Source organism: Streptomyces sp. BBFR2 (assembly GCF_044497305.1).
Taxonomy (GTDB): Bacteria; Actinomycetota; Actinomycetes; order Streptomycetales; family Streptomycetaceae; genus Streptomyces.
This window is the reverse complement of sequence record NZ_CP172415.1, coordinates 6,922,832-6,942,901: the sequence shown is the minus strand read 5'-3', so window position 1 is coordinate 6,942,901 and position 20,070 is coordinate 6,922,832. Positions and strand designations below refer to the sequence as shown.

Here is a 20,070-nt window from a genome sequence, read left to right as displayed (position 1 = left end):
CCTCCGGAAGGCCCCCGTGACCTCTCCCCTACGCCGCACCGCCGTGCTGTGCGCGCTGCTGACCACCGTCGGCCTCATCCCCGCCGCCCCGGCCCGGGCCGCCACCCCGACGCCCCTTCTGCGCTTCGGCGCCTGCCCCGCCTCCCTGCCGCAACCGCCCGCCCCGGAACACCTCGCGTGCGGGCGGCTCCGGGTTCCGCTCGACCGGGACCACCCGCGGGGGCCGCACATCGAGGTGGCCGTCTCACGGATACGCGCGTCGGGCTCCCCCGGGGAGCGGCGCGGCATCCTGCTGGTGAACCCGGGCGGACCGGGCGGCTCCGGACTCGCCTACGCGGTCACCAAGCGGGCCAAGCTGCCGCGGAGCGTGCAACGGGCGTACGACGTCATCGGCTTCGACCCTCGCGGAGTCGGACGGAGCGCCCCCGTGAACTGCGGCCGGATGGGCGGCCTCTTCACCAGCCCGGGCACGGACCCCGTCCCCGTGGGCGGGCCGGCGGAGAGGAACTACCTCGCCTCGCTGCGGGAGATGGCCGGCGACTGCGCCACGGGCGCCGGCGCGGCACTGCCCCACCTGTCCACGGAGCAGACGGTGCGGGACATGGACGCGATCCGCGCCGCACTCGGCGAACGCCGGACGAGTTTCCTCGGCGTCTCCTACGGCAGCTACCTCGGCGCCGCGTACGCCGCGCGCTTCCCGCACCGCGTCGGCCGCATGGTGCTCGACAGCGTCGTGGGCCCGTGGGACTGGTACGACTTCGATGTCATCCAGAGCCGCGCGCTGCTGCGGCAGCGCGACACCTTCTTCACCTGGACCGCCGCGCACGCGGACCACTTCCGCCTCGGCGGGAGCGCGACCGCCGTACGCCGGGCCTATCTGCGCGTGCGCAACGGACTCACCCGGCACCCCGTGGACGGCTTCGGGCCCGCCGAGTTCGACCGCGCCGTCTACCGCGCACTGGGCCGCACCGAACGCTGGACCGGCCTCGCCGAGGGCCTGCGCCACCATCTGGACACCGGGCGCCCCGACGGACTCCGCCCCGCCACCCCCTCCGACGGCCCGGACGCCCGCAACTACGAAGCGGCGAACCGCGTCGTCAAGTGCGCCGACTCCCCCGCCCCCACGCCTCGCCGGATCCTGGCGGACATCCACCGCGTCCGCCGGCTCGACCCGCAGCCGGTCCTGACCGGCATGGAGGCGTCCACCTGTGCCTACTGGCGCCACGAGCCCGCCCGCCGCACCCCGCTCGGCAGCCCCGACGCCCCGCCCGTCCTGCTGGTGGCCTCCGCGCACGACCCCGTCACGCCCATCGAGGGCGCACGCCGACTGCGCCGGCTGCTGCCCGGCTCCCGCCTGATCACGCTCGGCGACGACTACACGCACGGCGTGTTCGCCAGCCGGGGCAACGCCTGTGTGGACGACACCGCCGCCGCCTATCTCGTCAACGGCACGACACCGGAGGCGGACGTCAACTGCCACGGCCCCGGGCTGCCGGACGTGCCGTGAGCACGACAGCAGAACAGCTTCCTGAAAATCCGCCGACGCGGGGCCCCGCACGCCGCGACACGCCGGACCGCGAGTGGTGCCGCCGCCCTTCCCGGGCGGCCGGGTCCGGCCGACCGCCCTACGCTGGACGCGGCGGCTGACGAACGGCTCCCTCGACGCCCGATCACGGAGGCGAGACGCATGGCGGTACGGCACCGGCTGATCAGACGGGCCCCGGAGACGGTCTGGGCGGTCCTCTCGGACCGGGACCGGTACGCGGACTGGGTCGTCGGGACGGACACGTCACGACCCGAGTCGGGCAACTGGCCCGAGGAGGGGGCCAGCCTCGCCTACACCGTCCGGCTGGGGCCGTGGACCCTGAGCGGCCGGACCACCGTGCGCCGCTGTGTGCCGCCGCGGGAGCTGGAGCTGGAGGTGGACAGCGGCATGCTGGGGACCGCCCGGATCGCGGTCGACGTCCGCCCGTGGGGCGAGGACACCCTCGTCATCGTCGACGAACATCCCCTGGCAGGGCCCGGCGGCCTCCTGCACAACGCCGCCGTCGACGCCTGCATCCAGTTGCGCCACCGCCCCATGCTGGCCCGGCTCGCCGCGGTCGTCGAAGAGTGCCCGCCGGAGACCGCCGACCGGCGCTGACCCGCGGCCCGGCGGACCCCTGCGGCCCCCGGCTCACCCGGCGAAGGGCGGAGTTTCGATGCCCTGGCCCGCGTCGGGCAGGACCAGTACCGAACCGGCCGGTGGGCGGGGCCGGTCGAGGCCGGTGCGGGCCGTCGTGATGTAGAGGTCCCGCAGTCCGGGGCCGCCGAACGCGCACGCGGTGGGGCGGGCGACGGGCAGCGGCACCGTACGGTCGAGGCGGCCGTCGGGGGTGTAGCGGCGGATCTGCCCACCGTCCCAGAGGGCCACCCAGACGCAGCCGTCGGCGTCGACGGTGAGCCCGTCGGGAAATCCGGCGCCGGGTTCGATGTCCGTCAGCGCCTTCCGCTCCACGATGCGCCGGCCCTGCGCGTCGGTGCGGAGCACATCGATGCGGCGGGTGGGGCTGTCGACGTGGTGGACGCGGCTGCCGTCGGGGCTCCAGCCGGTGCCGTTGCTGACCGTCAGGTCCCCGAGGAGCAGGGTCGCGGTGCCGTCGGGCGCGATCCGGGTGAGACTGCCGCCGCCTCGTGCCTCGTCGTACCGCATGGTGCCCGCCCACAGGGAGCCGTCGGGGGCGACGGCGGCGTCGTTGCCGCGGCGGCCCGGCACCGGGTCGCGGTGCAGCCAGGAGAACGCGCCGTCAGGGCCGTACCGGCCGATGCCGTCGCGGAGGTTGACGACCAGGCCGCCGCCCGCGCGGGGCTTGGCGGCGCCGACGTGCTGTTCGGTGGCCAGGACGGTACGGCGGCCGGTGGCCGGGTCGAAGGTGTGCACGCGGGAGCCGAGGATGTCCACCCAGATCAGTCGCCGCGCGGCCGCATCCCAGGTGGGGCCCTCGCCCAGCTCGGCCTCGGCGCGGACCGCGAGTTCGGCCCTCACCGGTCGCCCCGGTGGCCCAGGCTGAACGAGAGGTCGGCGGCGCCCTTGGCGGCCAGTTCGGTCAGCTCGCGCTCCCGGTCCTCACTCCAGCGGACCATCGGCACGGAGATGGACAGGGCCGCGACGACGGTGCCGGAGCCGTCCCGCACGGGCGCGGCGACACAACTGACGTCGGGGTTGGCCTCACGGTGCTCGACGGCGACGCCCATGACCCTGACCGTGGCGAGCTCCTCGCGCAGCGCGTCCGGGCCGGTGATGCTGTTCGGGGTGAGCGCGACCAGTTCCCCGCACTCCTCCAGACGGGCCTCCAACTCCTCCTCGGGCAGCGAGGCGAGCAGCATCTTGCCGACGGAGGTGCAGTGCGCGGGCAGCCGCCGGCCGGCGGCGGAGACCATGCGGACGGCATGGATGGAGTCGACCTTGGCGACGTAGATGACGTCGACGTCCTCCAGGATCGCCACGTGCACGGTCTCGTCGCAGGTCTCGGCGACCTCGCGGGCGACCCGCTGCCCTTCGGCGGCGATGTCGAGCTGCTCCGCGTACCGGCTGCCGAGCTGGTAGGTGCGTACGCCGAGGCGGTAGCGGCCGGGCTGTTCGGGCACCGGGATCAGGTACGACCGGGCCACGAGCGTGGTGACGAGTTCGTGCACCGTGGTGCGGGGCAGCCGCAGTCTGCGCACGATGTCGGGCGCCGAGAGCGTGCCGTCGCCCTCCAGGAAGAGTTCCATGATGTCCAGCGCCCGGGTCACCGCCGGAACGAGTCGGCCCATGACCGCTCACCCACCCCTTAGCTCGTTCGTCATTCCGGCACATTGCCGGGATGACGAACACAGGCTAAGCGCAGGTCACTTCGGTGGGCAATCGTCCGGCCGGCGATCCCTCCGTGCGCAACCCGTTGACACCCCTTGGGCTGCCTGTTTACGTTCACGCCACGATCCCGAACGGTTGACGAAATACCGAACACGCGAGAGGGCAACTGCCTTGCGCATCACCGGAATCAGTACCCATGTCGTCGGAACCCCCTGGCGCAATCTGACCTATGTACGCGTCCACACCGACGAGGGCCTGACCGGCGTCGGCGAGACCCGCATGCTCGGCCACACCGACGCCCTGATCGGCTACCTGCGGGAGGCCGAGGCCAACCACATCGCCGGCTCCGACCCCTTCGCCGTCGAGGACCTGGTCCGCCGCATGAAGTACGGCGACTACGGACGGGCGGGCGAGATCGTGATGTCCGGCATCGCCGTGGTCGAAATGGCCTGCTGGGACATCAAGGGCAAGGCGCTCGGCGTGCCCGTCTGGCAGCTCCTCGGCGGCAAGGTCACCGACCGCGTCACCGCCTACGCGAACGGCTGGTACACGACGGAGCGCACCCCCGAGGCGTACCACAAGGCCGCACGGGAGGTCGTGGCGCGCGGCTACCGGGCCCTGAAGATCGACCCGTTCGGGACCGGCCACTTCGAGCTGGACGCGGAGCGGTCCCGGTACGCGGTCTCCCTGATCGAGGCCGTACGGGACGCGATCGGGCCGGACACCGAGCTGATGCTGGAGATGCACGGCCGGTTCAGTCCGGCCACCGCGATCCGGCTCGCCCGCGAATTGGCTCCGTTCCACCCGGCGTGGCTGGAGGAGCCGGTTCCGCCGGAGAACCTCAAGGCGCTGAAGAAGGTCGCCGAGCGGGTGGACCTGCCGGTGGCGACGGGTGAGCGCATCCACGACCGGATCGAGTTCCGCGAGCTGTTCGAGGACCGGTCGGCGGACATCATCCAGCCGGACGTCGGGCACATCGGCGGCATCCTGGAGGCCCGCAAGCTCGCCGCCACCGCCGAGACGCACTACACGCTGGTGGCCCCGCACAACGTCGGCGGATCGGCGCTCACCGCGGCCTCGCTCCAACTCGCCGCCTGCACACCGAACTTCAAGATCCTGGAGCACTTCAACGACTTCGCGGACGCGGAGATCAAGAAAGTGGTGCGCGGCGCGCCCCAGGTGGACCCGGAGACCGGCTGCTTCGAGGTGTCGCACGCGCCGGGCCTCGGCGTCGAACTCGACGTCGACGCGGCGGCCGAGTTCCCTCAGCAGCAGGCCCGCTTCGACCTGTGGGCGGACGGCTGGGAGCGGAGGAAGCCCGCATGACCGCCGGTCACCGCGCCGCCGGCCGGTCCCTCGTCGTCGACCGGCCGGGCACCCACCGCCTCATCTCCGGTGACGTGCCCCGGCCGGGCCCGGGCGAGGTCCGCGTGCGGGTCGCCGCAGCCGGGATCTGCCTGAGCGACCGCGAGGTGTACGACGGCCACCGCGACGCCGCGTACGTCCGTTATCCGGTGGTGCCCGGCCATGAGTGGTCCGGCACCGTCGAGGCCGTGGGCGAGGGCGTGGACGCGGGGCTCGTCGGGCGCCGCACGGTCGCCGAGGGCTTCCGGGCCTGCGGGGTCTGCGCGCGCTGCCGGTGCGGGGAGACCAGTCTGTGCGGCGGCGGGTACGCGGAGACCGGGTTCACCGAACCGGGCGCGTTCGCCGACCACCTGGTGCTGCCCGCCCGGCTGTTGCACCTGTTGCCGGACGACGCGGACCTGCGCGCCGCCGCCCTCCTCGAACCCTCCGCCGTCGTCGCCGCCGCCGTGCGCACCGGGCGTCCCGCTCCCGGCGAGCGGATCGCCGTGGTCGGCGCGGGCACCCTCGGCCAGCTCGCGGTGCAACTGCTCGCCGCGTCGTCACCGGGTGAGCTGACCGTGATCGACCCGCGGGCGGCGCGCGGCGAGCAGGCGCTCGGCTTCGGCGCGACCGCGGCGCACACGCCCGAGGAGGCCGCCGGTCTGGAGGGCCGCTTCGACCTGGTGGTGGAGACGGCCGGCGCGCCGTCGACGGCCGCGGCCTCCTGCCGGCTCGCCCGGCGCGGTGGCCGGGTGGTGCTCACCGGGATGTTCACGCCCGGCGCCGAGGGCATCGACCCGGTCCATCTGTCGCTCAGCCAACTGGAGGTGCGCAGCGTGTTCGGCGCACCCTCGGCGGCGTGGTCGGAGGCGGTACGGGCGTTCTCGCTCGGCCTGCTGCGGCCCGCGACGCTGATCACGCACGAGTTTCCGCTGGAGAGGTTCGAGGAGGCGATCGCGCTGGTCGGCAGCGGGGACGCGAACGTCGGGAAGGTGGTGCTCCGGCCTTAGCCCGGCTCGCGGCGCCTGTGTCCGCGCCTCCGGCGGCGTGCCGCGCCCGGGGATGTGCCCCGGCCCCCGCCCCATCGGTCTGCGGCCCCGTGCCCGCCCGCCGGACGGGCCGGGAGGCGCCCCGCCGCAGGCATCGGGCGGGCCGGGCGTCCCGCCCGATGCCCACCGCACCCCCATCACCCCGAACGCCATCCGACATATCGAACATTGGAGTTCCGTGACCGACCCTTCCGTTCCTCGCAGCCCCGGTGCCGCGGCCCTCGCTCGCATCGGACATCCCTCCCCCGGCACCGACCCGGCCGACGCCTCGCCGCACGCGTTCCCGGACGGGGGCACCTGGCGTACCGAGATCCCCTCGGTGGAGGGCCCGGAGGCGCTGGCCGCCGTGCTCGAGGAGAGCGCGCGGCTCGACGTGCCGATCCACCGGATCAGCCAGGGCAGCGGCGTGTGGATGCTCACCGACGCCGAGATCACCGAGATGGTGGAGTCCTGTGCCGAACGGGACATCGAGCTGTGCCTGTTCACCGGGCCGCGCGGCACCTGGGACACCGGTGCCGCGACCCGCACCGACTCGGGGGGCGCGGGGCTGCGGGCCCGCGGCCACGACGCGTTCGCGGGCTGTGTCGAAGACGCCGTGCGCGCCACCGGGTTGGGCGTCACCTGCCTGCTCGTCGCCGACGAGGGCGTGCTGTGGACGCTGCACCGGATGCGTGCCGCCGGGGTGCTGCCCGCCGGTACGACGTTCAAGGTGTCCGCACTGATCGGTCCGGTCAATCCGGCCTCGTACAGCGTCTTCGAGCGGCTCGGCGCCGACTCCCTGAACGTGCCGTCCGATCTCACGCTCGCCCACGTCACCGAGATCCGCCGGGTCAGCCGCGCCCCGATGGACCTGTACGTCGAGGCGCCCGACGACCTCGGCGGCTACGTCCGGATGTACGAGGCCGCCGAGCTGATCCGGCGCGGTGCCCCGCTGTACCTGAAGTTCGGGCTCAGCAAGTCGCCCGGGATCTATCCCTACGGCGCCCAGTTGCGCGAGATCGCTCTCGCCGGTGCCCGGGAACGGGTGCGGCGCGGCCGGCTCGTCCTCGATCTGCTGGCCCGGCTCGGCGCGGACGGCGGGATGTCGCCGCTCGGCGCCCGCGACCCGGGCGAGCTGCGGCGCTTCCCCGTACCGGAAGGAGACTGATATGCGCACCCGCACGCGCCGAGCCGCGGTCGTGACGACCGTGGCCGGGCTGCTCGCCCTGTCCCTGGCCGGGTGCGGCCAGGAGGCACTCGGCGGCAGCCGCTACAAGCCGAAGCACGGTGAGGTCGTCACCGTCGGCCTGGCGATGCCCACCAAGTCCTCGGAACGCTGGATCGCCGACGGCGAGAACATGGCGAAGCAGTTCCGGACGGCCGGGTACAAGACGGATCTGCAGTACGGCGACAACAAGGTGGAGAACCAGGTCGCGCAGATCGAGAGCATGATCACCAAGGGGGTCGGGCTGCTCGTCGTCGCCGCGATCAACGGATCGGCGCTCTCCGACGTCCTGGAGCAGGCCGAAGAGGCGGGCATCCCCGTGATCGCGTACGACCGGCTCATCCTGGGCACCGACGCGGTCGACTACTACGCGTCGTTCGACAACGAGCGGGTCGGGCGGCTCCAGGCGCAGTACCTCGTGGACCGCCTCGGCCTCGGCGCACCGCGTAAGCCCGCCAAGGGCGGCAAGGCTCATCGCATCGAACTGTTCGCGGGGTCCCCGGACGACAACAACACCCAGTACTTCTGGAACGGCGCCATGAAGGTGCTGCGCCCCTACCTCGACAGCGGGCAGCTCGTCGTGGGCAGCAAGCAGACCACCATGGCGAAGGCGGCGACACAGCTCTGGAGCGGTGAGACCGCGCAGAAGCGCATGGACGACATCCTCACCAAGAGCTACGGCCAGGAGCGTCTGGACGCGGTGCTTTCGCCGTACGACGGGATCTCGATCGGCGTCATCTCGGCGCTGCAGAGCGCGGGTTACGGCACGAAGAGCCAGCCGCTGCCGGTGGTGACGGGGCAGGACGCGGAGCTGGCGTCGGTGAAGTCGATCATCCGGGGCGAGCAGACGCAGACCGTCTTCAAGGACACCCGCAAGCTCGCGAAGCGGGCCGTGCAGATGGGCGACGCCGCGCTGACCGGCAAGAAGGTCGAGGTCAACAACACCTCCGACTACAACAACGGTGTGAAGACCGTGCCGTCGTATCTGCTCGACCCGGTGAGCGTCGACCGTAAGAACACCCACCTCCTCGTCGACGAGGGGTACTTCACGGCGGGACAGTTGAAGTGACGGCGTCCGGGTCCCGTGAGGGTGCGCAGAGCCCCGCGCCGGTGCTGCGGATGCGCGGCATCACCAAGACCTTCCCCGGCGTCACAGCGCTGAGCGACGTCAACCTGACGGTGCGCGCCGGTGAGATCCACGCGATCTGCGGGGAGAACGGCGCGGGCAAGTCGACCCTGATGAAGGTGCTCAGCGGCGTGCATCCGCACGGCAGCTACGAGGGCGGGATCGACTTCGAGGGCGAACCGGTCGCGTTCAAGGACATCCGCGCGAGCGAACGGCACGGCATCGTCATCATCCATCAGGAGCTGACGCTCGTCCCGTACCTGTCGATCGCGGAGAACATCTTCCTGGGCAACGAGCGGGCACGGCGCGGCGTCATCGACTGGAACGGCACCCTGCGGCGCGCCGCTCAACTGCTCTCCCGGGTCGGCCTGCGCGAGAAGCCGCAGACACCGGTCAGCGAACTGGGCGTCGGCAAGCAGCAGTTGGTGGAGATCGCCAAGGCGCTCGCGAAGGAGGTGAAGCTGCTCATCCTGGACGAGCCGACCGCGGCGCTCAACGACGAGGACAGCGCGAAGCTCCTCGGTCTGATCCTGGAGCTGCGCGAGCAGGGCATCGCGTGCATCGTCATCTCGCACAAGCTGAACGAGATCCGGGCCGTCGCCGACTCGGTCACGATCCTGCGCGACGGACAGACCATCGAGACCCTGCCGGTACGTGAATCGCGGGGCATGGAACCGGAGTTGAGTGAGGACCGGATCATCCGCGGCATGGTCGGCCGCGATCTCGACCACCGTTACCCGGAGCGCACCCGCTACGCCGGCGAGGACGCGGGCGTCACCGTCCTCGGCATCGCGGGCTGGACCGTGCGGCACCCCGTCGACCAGCACCGCACGGTGGTGGACGACGTGTCCCTGACCGTACGGCGCGGCGAGATCGTCGGCGTCGCGGGCCTGATGGGCGCGGGCCGCACCGAGCTGGCCATGTCCGTCTTCGGCCGCAGCTACGGCAGATATGTGGCGGGGACGGTCGAGGTGGACGGCCGGCCGGTGCGGACCAGGACGGTACCGGCGGCGGTCGCGGCCGGCCTCGCGTACGTCACCGAGGACCGCAAGCAGTACGGCCTGAACCTGATCGACGACATCAACCGCAACATCTCCCTGGCCTCCCTGCCGGGCATGGTGCGCCGGGGCACCGTCGACGCGCACCACGAGCGGTCCGTCGCCGAGCGCTACCGCAGGTCGATGAAGATCAAGGCCCCCACGGTCCATGAGCAGGTGGGGCGGCTCTCCGGCGGCAACCAGCAGAAGGTCGTCCTGAGCAAATGGATCCACGCCGATCCGAAAGTGCTGATCCTGGACGAGCCGACCCGCGGCATCGACGTGGGCGCGAAGTTCGAGATCTACACCGTCATCGACCGGCTCGCCGCCGAGGGCAAGGCGGTACTGATCATCTCGTCCGAGCTGCCCGAGCTGCTCGGGATGTGCGACCGGATCTACACGATGGCCGAGGGCCGCCTCACCGGTGAGGTCGCGCGGGCCGACGCCACCCAAGAAGTCCTGATGCGCCACATGACCCTGAACAGAAGCTGAGGCCGGCCATGACCACCACGACCACACCGCCCGAGGAGGCGGCCGGCGCCGGGACGCCCGCGCCGTCCACCGGCGCCCTGCTCCTGCACGGGCTGCGCACCAACATGCGGCAGTACGGCATGCTCTCCGCACTCGTCCTGATCGTGCTGCTCTTCGGGTTCTGGACGGACGGCGCGCTCCTTCGCCCCGGCAACATCTCCAACCTGCTGCAGCAGAACGGCTACATCCTGATCCTTGCCATGGGCATGATGATCGTCATCATCGCCGGGCACATCGACCTGTCGGTCGGTTCGGTCGCCGCGTTCGTCGGCGCGGTATCGGCCGTCCTGATGATCGAACACCATCTGCCATGGGCACTCGCCCTGGCCCTGTCCCTGCTCATCGGAGCGGTCGCGGGCGCCTGGCAGGGCTTCTTCATCGCGTATCTGGGCATCCCGTCGTTCATCGTGACGCTCGCCGGGATGCTGCTGTTCCGCGGGCTCACACAGATCACCCTCGCAGGGCAGTCACTGTCCCCCTTCCCGGAGGGTTTCCAGAACCTCGCCAAGGGCGTGTTCCCGGAGGCGGGGCCGGGATGGTCGATCCCGCTCCCCTTCGAGTTCCATCTGGATCTGGGCTTCATCGAACTGCGTACGGAGGCGATCGGCCCGTACCACAACCCCACGCTCCTGTTCGGGCTCGTCGTCATCGCGTTCCTGCTGGTCCGTGAGGTGCGTGACCGACGGCGTCAGCGTGCGTACGTACTGGACGTGCTGCCCCGCAATATCTGGATCATGAAGTGCGTGGCCCTCGTCGCCGCGGTGCTCGCGTGCACGCTGACCCTGGCGAGCTGGCACGGCATGCCGGTGATCATGCTGATCGTGTGCGGGCTCCTGCTCGCCCTCGGCCATGTGATGCGCAACGCGGTGGTCGGCCGGCATGTGTACGCGCTCGGCGGCAACAAGGCCGCGGCCAAGCTGTCCGGCGTCAAGGACAAACGCGTCACCTTCCTGGTCTTCGTCACCATGGGCGTGCTGGCGGCGCTCGCGGGCTGTGTGTTCGCGGCCCGGCTCAACTCCGGTACGCCGCAGGCGGGTCTGAACTTCGAGCTGGAGGCCATCGCGGCGGCGTTCATCGGCGGGGCGTCGATGAGCGGCGGCGTCGGCACGGTGCTCGGCGCGATCACCGGCGGCCTGGTGCTCGGTGTGCTGAACAACGGCATGAACCTGGTGGGCGTCGGTACCGACTGGCAGCAGGTCATCAAGGGGCTGGTGCTGCTCGCGGCGGTAGGCCTGGACGTGTGGAACAAGCGCAGGGCCGGATCCTGACGCCTCCTCCCGCGGGCGAGGGCGGCGGCGACGGGAACGGGCACCAGGCCCTCCCTCGCCGCCGCCCGGCTCACGCCGGCGGACGCCGCGCTCGCCCCGACCGGTGAACCGGCCCCGTGGCCGGGACACCGGTCGGCTTTCCGGCGGGCCGAGGCCCTCGGCACGGACCTGCGGTTTCCCGGCTCCCCGGCTCCCCGGCTCCCCCGACCAGCCCGGCGTCCGACGGCATACGCGGCCCGGCGACCGCGTCCGGCGGCGGCGTGCGCACCCCGCGCCTCGGTGAGGTGTTCACACCGCCGCCCGACGGACCGCGCGCCCGTTCCCCGGAAGCTCAGTGGGCCACGGGCCAACCGGTGCTCCAGTCGAGGAGGTTGATGCCGAGCTTCGGGGTGCCGTTGTCGTCGCGGTCGTAGTAGTGGTAGACGATCAGGTCCCCGTCGGTGTCGGACATGATCGACTGCCCGCCGGGACCGATGTACCGGCCGTGCGACTCCAGGACCGGCGTGCCGCCGTTCTCCGTCATGGGCACCCCGTTCCGGTCGAGGTACGGCCCCGTGACGCTCGTCGCCCGGCCGACCTTCACCTTGTAGGTGGAACTGGCCCCGGCGCAGCACGTGTCGTACGACGCGAACAGGTAGTAGCGGCCGCCGCGCTTCACGAGGTACGGCGCCTCCACCGCCTTCGTCCCGGTGGGCCGGGAGGCGAGGGAGTGGCGGGCGGTGTCCGTGGGGTGCGGCTTGCCGGTCGACGGATCGAGCCGGATCAGTTTGATGCCGGTCCACCAGGAGCCGAACGACAGCCACCACGTGCCGTCGTCGTCCACGAACAGGTTCGGGTCGATGGCGTTGAAGTCGTCGGAGGCGGTGGAGGTGACGACGACGCCCTGGTCGGCCCAGCTTTCCGGCTCACCCGTGGCGGAGGTCGCCAGGCCGATCGCCGAGTCGTGGGAGCCGAAGGACGAGACGGAGTAGTACATCAGGTACGTGCCGCCGTGGTACGAGATGTCGGGCGCCCAGGCCTCCGGCACCGGCGAGTACCGCGCCCACCAGCCGGGCTTGGCGCGGAAGGCGTCGGCGCCCGCGGTGAACGCGGTCCGGTCGGCGGACGCGCGGTGACCGAGACCGCCGCCGGTGGCGTAGAGCAGGTACTTCCCGGCGCCGGTACGCACCATCGTAGGGTCGTGCACGACGACGGCACCGACGACCCGGCCAGGGTTGGGGTAGGCGGTGGCGGTGCCCGGCGCGAGCGCGAGCAACGCGGCGACGGGGGCAGTGATCAGCGCACGTCGCCGGGCCGCGCGGAAGGCGGGGCGACGGGCGGGGCGCAAGGTGCGGCTCACACGGACTCCTCAGCTCGGTGATTCGGGTCTCACATCCACGCCGGTGGCGGGGCCGCGGGCGTCCCTTCCCTGAGCCCCGCCACCGGGCCGTGATGTCGCGTTCGGGTCCTCAGCGCACGCCCGCCGGTCCGTCCGCCACCGGGACGCCGAAGTCCGGGGTGCCGTCCGGCTTCCAGCCGAACGGCTGGATCCGGGTGTGCCGGTTGGGGTCGTCCAGCGGATCGCCGGTGATCTTCTTGTACTGCCGTGCGTGGTAGACGAGCACGTCGGTGCGGCCGTCCTCGGCGACGGTGAAGGAGTTGTGCCCCGGACCGTACTGCCGTGTGGTGTCGTCGCTGGTGAACACCGGCTCGGAAGACTTGCGCCAGGACGCCGGGTCGAGCAGGTCACTGTCCGCGTCGGCGGTGAGCAGGCCCATGCAGTAGTTGCTGTCGGTGGCGCTCGCCGAGTAGGTGAGGAACACCCGGCCGTTGCGCTGGATCACCGAGGCGCCCTCGTTGACCTTGAAGCCGACGCACTCCCACGGCAACTCCGGTGTACTGAGCCGCACTTGGGGACCGGTCAGGGTCCACGGGTTCGCCATCCGCGACAGGAAGAGGCCGGTGTTGTTGTCCATGCCGGGCTCGTGCTGGGCCCATGCGAGATAGCGGTCACCCCGGTGCGTGAAGGTGGTCGCATCGAGCGAGAAGGTGTCCCAGGCGGTGACGATCTGTCCCTTCTCCGTCCAGCTTCCCTCGAACGGGTCGGCGTGGGCGTTCTCCAGGACCCAGATGCGGATCTTCCACTCGTCCTCGGCGGGCGCGGCCGCGAAGTAGACGTACCACTTGCCGTCGATGCGGTGCAGTTCCGGGGCCCAGATGTGCGCGCCCATGTCACCGCTGCCGTGCTTGCGCCAGATCACCGACTCCCCGGCGGTGGCGAGACCGCGCAGGGTGCGGGAGCGGCGCAGCACGATGCGGTCGTACTCGGGGACGGTGGCCGTGAAGTAGTACCGCCCGTCGGCCGGGTCGCGGTGGATGTGCGGGTCGGCGCGCTGCTCGACCAGGGGATTGCGGTACCCGGCGACGGAGGCGCCCGTGGTCCGGGGCGTCGCCGCGTGCGCGAGGCCGGGAGTGGCGGCGACGGCGCTCACGGCGAGTGCGCCGCGCAGGAGGGCGCGGCGGCTGGGGGTATCGGCAGGGGGCATGGGGCTGCCTTTCGCGAGAGGGGGTGAGGGGCTCCGCGCGGTTCGTGAGCCGGATACGGCCGGGTCCAGGCGCTCCGGTCGGCTCGGGTCCGGGGCGACCGGGCTCTCCCGATCCGTGCGGCGTGGCAGGGGCACTCGCAACCGAGGCCCGGAAACAGGGACGTTCGATATTTCGGACGCTATCTGTGATGCCGAACGACCAAACCGTAAGAGGGCACCACGGCCGCGTCAACGGTCGTGACAGCACCCTTCACACCGGCCACGGCAGCCCTTGCGTACGCGACCCCGGCCGACGCACCGGAACGCGGGAATGGCCGTCGCGGGCGACCGCCGAACGGCTTCGGCACCGGCTATCACGCGCCCGCCGCGCTCGACCGGGAGACAACAGGCCACCCCGCCGAGCAGGCCCAGCAGTTCGCCATGCCGCGGTCGGCGGGCCCGCGGAAGGCCCTGGCCCCGGACCGGGCGACCCCGGCGGCGGCCGACGACCGACGCGCACACCACGCCCGCCGCCGAAGGGTTCCGCCGAGTCCGGCGCGTTGAACCGAGCGGACCGTGGCGTCCGATTCGGCGGCGCACCGCCTCACCCGAGCGGCGATCGCCGATGCCGATGCCGATGCCGAAGGAATGATCGCGACAACCGCTTGCATGTTCTATGCCATAGCCCATAAGTTACTGACAGGTAGCCCGCTCGGTGGGTCGCCCTGTCGACGGGAGGGTGGTGGCGTGTGAGTCCGCGCAGGAGTGACAGCCGTGACCGGATGATCCTCAGCGCCGCTGCTCTGCTGCGCGAGTACGGGGCGAGCGCGACCAGCGTGGACCGGGTGCTCGCGCACAGCGGGGCCCCTCGGGGCTCGGTGTATCACCACTTCCCCGGCGGGCGGGCGCAGCTCATCGATGAGGCGGTGGCGCTGGCGGGGGACTTCATCGCGGGTCTGATCGATGCCGCGATGCAGGCGGACGATCCGGTCGAGGCCGTCGACGCGTTCTTCGTGCTGTGGCGTGACCGGCTCGTGGAGAGCGGTTTCCGGGCCGGTTGCCCGATCGTGGCGGTGGCCGTCGAGACGAACGACGACGCGCCGCAGTTGGCCCGCTCCGCCGCCGCCGTCTTCACCCGCTGGCAGGACGCCCTCGCGGGCCTCCTGCTGCGGCACGGTCTGGCCGAGGACCGCAGCCGCCGGCTCGGTGCCTTCATCATCGCGGCGGTCGAAGGCGCGGTGATCATGTGCCGGGCCGAGCGGAGCACCGCCCCGATCGAGGCCGCCGCCGCGGAGATCCACGACCTGCTCCGCCACGCCCTGCGGGAGCGCCCCGGCGCCGGACCCGGACCTCGCCCCGGGGCGTAGCCCGCCGCCCTTTCCGGCCCACGCCCGCACCCCATGTCAGCTCAGTCCGAAGGAGTCACCATGCCCTCGCTCGACCGTCACGACAACGTCTTCGTCCTCGACCTCGGGGACGGGGAGAACCGCTTCCACCCCGACTGGATCGCCGCCGTCGGCGCCGCGTTGGACGAAGTGGAGAAGGCGGAGGGGCCCCGTGCCCTGGTCACCGCGGCCACGGGCAAGTTCTGGTCCAACGGGCTCGACCTGGAATGGCTGTTCGCCCACGCCGACCAGCACCAGGACTACGTCGTCGCCGTCCACGGGCTGTTCGCGCGGATGCTGTCGCTGCCGGTCGTCACGGTGGCCGCGCTGCAGGGGCACACCTTCGCCGCCGGCGCCATGTTCTCCCTGGCCCACGACTTCCGCGTGATGCGTGCCGACCGCGGCTACTGGTGCCTGCCCGAAGCGGACATCAACATCCCCTTCACCCCCGGCATGGCCGCGCTCATCCAGTCCCGCCTGGCGCCGCAGACCGCGCACGAGGCGATGCTCACCGCCCGCCGCTACGGCGGCGCCGACGCCGCGGCCGCCGGCATCGTCGACCGGGCCGTCGCCGAGGACGCCGTGCGGTCCACCGCGACCGAGATCGCCCGGGCGCAGGTGAACAAGGCCGGCGACACCCTGGGCACCATCAAGGCCCGCATGTACGGCCCGGCCCTGGCCACCCTGCGGGACACCACCGCCCCGCTCGGCTGAGCCGCCGCCCCGCCGACCGCCCCCCGCCCCGGGCCTTCTCCCCGGGGCGGGCCACCCGAACCGCTCACCGTACGAGGAGACAGGGCCGATGACCGCCGACACCGCCGCCTGGCACAAGACCGCGTGCATCCTGTGCGAGAACAACTGCGGTATCCAGATCCGGACCGACGGCCGCCGCTTCGCCAAGATCCGCGGCGACAAGGACCACGTCGCCACCGCGGGCTACACCTGCAACAAGGCCCTGCGCCTGGATCACTACCAGAACGGCGGGGCCCGGCTGACGACTCCCCTGCGGCGGGAGGCGGACGGCAGCTTCACCCCCCTCGACTGGGACACCGCGATACGCGAGATCGCCGCCCGGCTGAAGACCGTACGGGACACCCACGGCGGCGAATCGATCTTCTTCTACGGCGGTGGCGGACAGGGCAACCACCTCGGCGGCGCCTACAGCGGCGCCCTCCTGCGCGCCCTCGGAGCCCGCTACCGCTCCAACCCCCTCGCGCAGGAGAAGACCGGTGAGGGACACGTCGACGCCCACCTCACCGGCGGCCACACCACCGGCGACTTCCCCCGCGCCGAGGTCTCCCTCTTCCTCGGTAAGAACCCCTGGCAGTCCCACGGCGTCCCACGCGCCCGCACCGTCCTCAAGGACATCGCCAAGGACCCCGCCCGCACGATGATCGTCATCGACCCGGTCCGCACCGAAACGGCCGACCTCGCCGACATCCACCTCCAGGTCAAGCCCGGCACCGACGCCTGGTGCCTGGCCAGCCTCCTCGGCACCCTGGTCCAGGAAGACCTCATCGACCACGGCTTCCTCGACTCCCGCACCACCGGCGCCGAAACCGTCATCGCGCAGCTCAAGACCGTGGACGTCGCCCGCTGCGCGGCCACCTGCGGGGTGGACGAGAGCCTGCTGCGCCGGACGGCCCGCGTCATCGCCACCGCCTCCAGCGTCTCGACGTACGAGGACCTCGGCGTACAGCAGGGCCCCAACAGCACGCTGGTCTCCTACCTCAACAAGCTGACCTGGCTGCTGACGGGGAACTTCGCCAAGCCCGGCGCCATGCAGCCGCACTCGTGGATCGCGCCGCTGGCCCGCTACTCCACCGGGCCGCGCCGCACCCCCGTCACCGGCGCCCGGATGCCCGGCGGCCTGGTGCCCTGCAACGTCATCGCCGAGGAGATCCTCACCGACCACCCGGACCGGTTCCGGGCGATGGTCATCGAGTCGTCCAACCCGGCGCACTCCCTGGCCGACTCCGCCGCCTTCGCGCGGGCACTCGCCGCGCTCGACCTGGTCGTCGTCATCGACATCGCCCTGACCGAGACCGGCCGCCAGGCCGACTACGTGCTGCCGGCCGCCTCCCAGTTCGAGAAGTGGGAGGCGACCTTCTTCACCTTCGAGTTCCCCCACAACACCTTCCACCTGCGCGCCCCGGTCCTCGACCCGCTGCCCGGCACCCTGCCCGAGCCCGAGATCTACGCCCGTCTCGTCCGTGAACTGGACGCCGTCCCGCGCAGCAGGCTCACCGTGCTGCGCACGGCGGCCCGCCTGGGCCGCGTGCCGTACAAGCTCGCCTTCGCCGCCCTGGCCGCCCTCGACAGGTCCACCGTCGCCATGGCCCCGCACCTGCTGTACGAGACCCTCGGCCCGACCCTCCCCTCGGGCGCCCGCTCCGCCGCCGTGCTGTGGGCGCTCGCGCAGCGCATCGCCAAGGAGTACCCGGCCGCGATGCGCCGGGCCGGACACGCGAGCGCCGACGCCCTGTTCGACGCGATGCTGGAGGGCCGGTCCGGGATCACATTCACCGAGGACGAGTACACGGACGCCTGGAACTACGTCCCCCACCCCGGCCACCGCATCCCGCTGCCCATCCCCGAACTCCTCGGCCTCCTTGCGGAGTTGGACTCCACTCCTGCCGTCCACACCACGGAGGACTTCCCGATCGTCCTGGCCGCCGGCCAGCGCCGGGCCTTCACCGCGAACACGATCTTCCGCGACAACGCCTGGCGCAAGCGCGACGCCCAGGGCGCACTGCGCGTCAGCCCCCACGACGCCGAACAGCTCGGACTGTCCGACGGCGCCCCCGCCCGGATCACCACGAGCCGCGGCACGGCTCAGGCACTCGTCGAGATCGACGACCGCCTGCAGCCCGGCCACGCGGCGCTGCCGAACGGCTTCGGCCTCGACCTGCCCACCGAGGGCGGCGGCACCGAACGCACCGGCGTCGCCCTGAACACCCTCACCGACCTCACCTGGCGCGATCCCATCGCCGGCACCCCCTGGCACAAACACGTCCCCGCCCGCATCGAACCTCTGCCCGCCTGACGGGGCTCCCCGCCCCGCACGAGGCCGCCCCGGCAGCACGAGGACAACGGCGTCAGGGCTGCGGACCGCTGACGCGGCGTCGGTTCGGAAGGGCGTGGGAGCGTCCGACCGCGCGTCACCGCTCTCGCCCCCCGGGGCGGGCGGCGGCGGACGTCCCGGATCCGGTGGAAGCGCTCAGGGGGTGTACCGCTTGAGGTAGAGCTGCTTGCCGCATTCCTGGGAGAGCCACAGGTACCGGTGTTCCCGAAGTCGACGAGGTCGGACCCTCACGGCGGTCCTCCAGCACTCCACCCGGCGCGGGATCCGCACCAGTCCGATGGTCTCCGTCCTGGGCAAGTCGTTCGCCAACATCGAGGGCTCCATCCGGCACCTGTGCCCCGAGACCTCCCTGATCGACGTGTTCTCCCAGGAACTCGTCGGCATCGTCACCGAACTCGTCAAGGAATCCCTCTCCCCGCAGCAGGCGGTCCGCTCGGCGCTGGAGATCATCACCGCGCGGCCAGACCGACCAGAACGTCGTCACCGTCCTCATGGCGGACGAGTCCCTCACCCCGCGGCAGGCCCTCCACGAGGCCGTCGCGCTGCGCGACAGCGTCCTGGAACGGTTCCTGACGCTGCGCGCCGAGGTCACCCGCCACGCCGGTGCCGGACTGCGGCGCTACCTCGACGACCTCGGCCACGGCATCCGCGGCAACATCGAATGGGGCCTGCGCACCCCGCGCTACCACGTCCCGCACCCCGCCCCCACCGGCGCCGCGCCCCTCGACCCGCACCACTGGTCGCAGACCCCGCTCACCGGCGCCCACGACCCCCGCCGGCTGCCGACGATCGCCTGGTGGTGGCAGGACCTCGCCCGTTGAACACCCCCGCACGACGACAAGCCGGCGCACGAGGCGGCGTTCAGTGATCACCCGCGCCCGGACCTTCCGGAGACCTGGCGCGCTCTTCCCGTTCCCCGACGGGTGGTGGGGTTCGGTTCGGCCGGGCCGGGCCCGTCGGGCAGCGATCCAGCGGCGCTTTCCCCGGGCAGGAGAATCCTCAAGGCCGGGTGAGCTTGGCGGCCACTCCGTCGAGGACCCAGTCCAGGCCGGTCGTGAAGGAGGTTTCCGCGTCCGCGTCCGTGCCGTCGCGCACGGCCTTGCTCAGTGCCGGGAAACGGCCTGTGGCCAGCATTTTCGTCACGTGCGGGCCGGATGCGCGCTGCCAGTCGCGTTCGGACAGGCCCGTGGCGCGTTCGGCACGCAGGGTGGCGATCTCGCGCCTGAGCGCGCCGATGACGTAGGCGCTGACGGTTTCCACGGCGCGCAGGACGGTGTCGATGTCGGCGCGGCCGTCGAGGGCGGCCAGCTTGGCCTCGGTCAGGGCGAGGCCGTTCGGACCCAGGGCCGGGCGGCCGCCGAGCAGGTCGGCCAGCCATTCGTGGCGGAGAGCGGTCCGCCTGGTGCGGTGGGCGAGGGTGCGCAGCGCCTCCCGCCAGTCGCCGGACCGTTTCCCGGGGAGGATCTCGGCCTGGACCTCGTCCACCATGAGGTCGAACAGCTCCTCCTTGGTGGAGAGGAATCCGTACAGCCGCATCGGGCCGGCGTTCAGCCGAGCGGCGACCTTGCGCACGGACACCGCCTCCAGCCCGCCTTCGTCGGCCAGCGCGATGGCGGCGGCGACGATCCGCTCCCGGTCGAGCGGCACGGGTCGCGCCGGCGGCTCCGGCCGGTCCCACACGGTCATGGTCACGCCCTCCTTG

At 72.1% G+C, this 20,070-nt stretch carries 18 protein-coding genes; 12 read left to right on the top strand and 6 right to left on the bottom strand.

Features of this window, described 5'->3' with window-relative positions; genetic code table 11:
* Window positions 1-16 precede the first annotated feature (16 nt).
* Complete coding sequence (locus ACGH2B_RS28800) at window positions 17-1,507, top strand: alpha/beta hydrolase (RefSeq protein ID WP_399096182.1); 1,491 nt, start codon at window positions 17-19, stop codon at window positions 1,505-1,507.
* Between the two features lie 180 nt (window positions 1,508-1,687).
* Window positions 1,688-2,143 carry an SRPBCC family protein gene (locus ACGH2B_RS28795; RefSeq protein ID WP_399096179.1) on the top strand — a complete coding sequence of 152 codons (456 nt, stop codon included), beginning with the start codon at window positions 1,688-1,690 and terminating at the stop codon, window positions 2,141-2,143.
* 33 nt (window positions 2,144-2,176) lie between these two features.
* Here the strand turns inward: ACGH2B_RS28795 and ACGH2B_RS28790 are convergent, their stop codons facing one another.
* Both ACGH2B_RS28790 and ACGH2B_RS28785 read right to left on the bottom strand, forming a co-directional pair.
* Complete coding sequence (locus tag ACGH2B_RS28790) at window positions 2,177-3,025, bottom strand: SMP-30/gluconolactonase/LRE family protein (protein WP_399096176.1); 849 nt, start codon at window positions 3,023-3,025, stop codon at window positions 2,177-2,179.
* Window positions 3,022-3,795: an IclR family transcriptional regulator gene (locus ACGH2B_RS28785; protein WP_399096173.1), complete on the bottom strand. Its 774-nt coding sequence runs from the start codon at window positions 3,793-3,795 to the stop codon at window positions 3,022-3,024. The genes ACGH2B_RS28790 and ACGH2B_RS28785 overlap by 4 nt, the downstream gene beginning before the upstream one ends.
* 211 nt (window positions 3,796-4,006) lie before the next feature.
* On the opposite strand from ACGH2B_RS28785, the gene ACGH2B_RS28780 reads away from it, so the two are divergent.
* From ACGH2B_RS28780 to mmsB, 6 genes are all read left to right on the top strand, one after another.
* Window positions 4,007-5,161 (top strand): mandelate racemase/muconate lactonizing enzyme family protein, encoded by a 1,155-nt coding sequence (locus tag ACGH2B_RS28780; protein WP_399096170.1) that lies wholly within the window; start codon window positions 4,007-4,009, stop codon window positions 5,159-5,161.
* A complete protein-coding gene (locus ACGH2B_RS28775; protein WP_399096167.1) occupies window positions 5,158-6,189 on the top strand; it encodes a zinc-binding dehydrogenase in 1,032 nt (343 codons plus the stop codon). Before ACGH2B_RS28780 ends, ACGH2B_RS28775 begins: the two co-directional genes overlap by 4 nt.
* A 217-nt stretch (window positions 6,190-6,406) precedes the next feature.
* Complete coding sequence (locus ACGH2B_RS28770) at window positions 6,407-7,375, top strand: hypothetical protein (RefSeq protein ID WP_399096164.1); 969 nt, start codon at window positions 6,407-6,409, stop codon at window positions 7,373-7,375.
* A 1-nt stretch (window position 7,376) separates the two neighbouring features.
* Window positions 7,377-8,501, top strand: a complete 1,125-nt coding sequence (chvE, locus tag ACGH2B_RS28765) for a multiple monosaccharide ABC transporter substrate-binding protein (protein WP_399096161.1) — start codon at window positions 7,377-7,379, stop codon at window positions 8,499-8,501.
* Window positions 8,502-8,551: 50 nt separating this feature from the next.
* Complete coding sequence (gene mmsA, locus ACGH2B_RS28760; protein WP_399097392.1) at window positions 8,552-10,087, top strand: multiple monosaccharide ABC transporter ATP-binding protein; 1,536 nt, start codon at window positions 8,552-8,554, stop codon at window positions 10,085-10,087.
* 8 nt (window positions 10,088-10,095) lie between these two features.
* Window positions 10,096-11,394 carry a multiple monosaccharide ABC transporter permease gene (gene mmsB, locus ACGH2B_RS28755; RefSeq protein WP_399096158.1) on the top strand — a complete coding sequence of 433 codons (1,299 nt, stop codon included), beginning with the start codon at window positions 10,096-10,098 and terminating at the stop codon, window positions 11,392-11,394.
* Window positions 11,395-11,725: 331 nt separating this feature from the next.
* Here mmsB and ACGH2B_RS28750 read toward each other — a convergent pair whose 3' ends face one another.
* Complete coding sequence (locus tag ACGH2B_RS28750; protein ID WP_399096155.1) at window positions 11,726-12,733, bottom strand: arabinan endo-1,5-alpha-L-arabinosidase; 1,008 nt, start codon at window positions 12,731-12,733, stop codon at window positions 11,726-11,728.
* A gap of 109 nt (window positions 12,734-12,842) precedes the next feature.
* Window positions 12,843-13,919: a family 43 glycosylhydrolase gene (locus tag ACGH2B_RS28745; RefSeq protein WP_399096152.1), complete on the bottom strand. Its 1,077-nt coding sequence runs from the start codon at window positions 13,917-13,919 to the stop codon at window positions 12,843-12,845.
* A 728-nt stretch (window positions 13,920-14,647) separates the two neighbouring features.
* On the opposite strand from ACGH2B_RS28745, the gene ACGH2B_RS28740 reads away from it, so the two are divergent.
* From ACGH2B_RS28740 to ACGH2B_RS28730, 3 genes are all read left to right on the top strand, one after another.
* Complete coding sequence (locus ACGH2B_RS28740) at window positions 14,648-15,265, top strand: TetR/AcrR family transcriptional regulator (protein WP_399096149.1); 618 nt, start codon at window positions 14,648-14,650, stop codon at window positions 15,263-15,265.
* A 60-nt stretch (window positions 15,266-15,325) separates the two neighbouring features.
* Window positions 15,326-15,997: an enoyl-CoA hydratase-related protein gene (locus ACGH2B_RS28735; RefSeq protein WP_399096146.1), complete on the top strand. Its 672-nt coding sequence runs from the start codon at window positions 15,326-15,328 to the stop codon at window positions 15,995-15,997.
* 88 nt (window positions 15,998-16,085) lie between these two features.
* A complete protein-coding gene (locus tag ACGH2B_RS28730) occupies window positions 16,086-18,329 on the top strand; it encodes a molybdopterin-dependent oxidoreductase (RefSeq protein WP_399096143.1) in 2,244 nt (747 codons plus the stop codon).
* 174 nt (window positions 18,330-18,503) lie between these two features.
* On the opposite strand, the gene ACGH2B_RS28725 is transcribed toward ACGH2B_RS28730, so the two are convergent.
* Window positions 18,504-18,680 carry a hypothetical protein gene (locus ACGH2B_RS28725; RefSeq protein ID WP_399096140.1) on the bottom strand — a complete coding sequence of 59 codons (177 nt, stop codon included), beginning with the start codon at window positions 18,678-18,680 and terminating at the stop codon, window positions 18,504-18,506.
* A gap of 179 nt (window positions 18,681-18,859) precedes the next feature.
* Between ACGH2B_RS28725 and ACGH2B_RS28720 the strand changes: the two genes are divergently transcribed.
* Window positions 18,860-19,189, top strand: coding sequence for a hypothetical protein (locus ACGH2B_RS28720; RefSeq protein ID WP_399096137.1), 330 nt, complete (start codon window positions 18,860-18,862; stop codon window positions 19,187-19,189).
* Between the two features lie 178 nt (window positions 19,190-19,367).
* On the opposite strand, the gene ACGH2B_RS28715 is transcribed toward ACGH2B_RS28720, so the two are convergent.
* Window positions 19,368-20,054, bottom strand: coding sequence for a TetR/AcrR family transcriptional regulator (locus ACGH2B_RS28715; RefSeq protein WP_399096134.1), 687 nt, complete (start codon window positions 20,052-20,054; stop codon window positions 19,368-19,370).
* Window positions 20,055-20,070: the final 16 nt, after the last annotated feature.

What these genes read in the sequence shown, in the direction of transcription:
- ACGH2B_RS28795 (WP_399096179.1), top strand. Translation starts at nt 1,688, where the DNA reads ATGGCGGTACGGCACCGGCTGATCAGACGGGCCCCGGAGACGGTCTGG.
- ACGH2B_RS28785 (WP_399096173.1), bottom strand. Translation starts at nt 3,795, where the DNA reads ATGGGCCGACTCGTTCCGGCGGTGACCCGGGCGCTGGACATCATGGAA.
- ACGH2B_RS28775 (WP_399096167.1), top strand. Translation starts at nt 5,158, where the DNA reads ATGACCGCCGGTCACCGCGCCGCCGGCCGGTCCCTCGTCGTCGACCGG.
- chvE (WP_399096161.1), top strand. Translation starts at nt 7,377, where the DNA reads ATGCGCACCCGCACGCGCCGAGCCGCGGTCGTGACGACCGTGGCCGGG.
- mmsA (WP_399097392.1), top strand. Translation starts at nt 8,552, where the DNA reads ATGCGCGGCATCACCAAGACCTTCCCCGGCGTCACAGCGCTGAGCGAC.
- mmsB (WP_399096158.1), top strand. Translation starts at nt 10,096, where the DNA reads ATGACCACCACGACCACACCGCCCGAGGAGGCGGCCGGCGCCGGGACG.
- ACGH2B_RS28745 (WP_399096152.1), bottom strand. Translation starts at nt 13,919, where the DNA reads ATGCCCCCTGCCGATACCCCCAGCCGCCGCGCCCTCCTGCGCGGCGCA.
- ACGH2B_RS28735 (WP_399096146.1), top strand. Translation starts at nt 15,326, where the DNA reads ATGCCCTCGCTCGACCGTCACGACAACGTCTTCGTCCTCGACCTCGGG.
- ACGH2B_RS28730 (WP_399096143.1), top strand. Translation starts at nt 16,086, where the DNA reads ATGACCGCCGACACCGCCGCCTGGCACAAGACCGCGTGCATCCTGTGC.
- ACGH2B_RS28725 (WP_399096140.1), bottom strand. Translation starts at nt 18,680, where the DNA reads ATGTTGGCGAACGACTTGCCCAGGACGGAGACCATCGGACTGGTGCGG.
- ACGH2B_RS28720 (WP_399096137.1), top strand. Translation starts at nt 18,860, where the DNA reads ATGGCGGACGAGTCCCTCACCCCGCGGCAGGCCCTCCACGAGGCCGTC.
- ACGH2B_RS28715 (WP_399096134.1), bottom strand. Translation starts at nt 20,054, where the DNA reads ATGACCGTGTGGGACCGGCCGGAGCCGCCGGCGCGACCCGTGCCGCTC.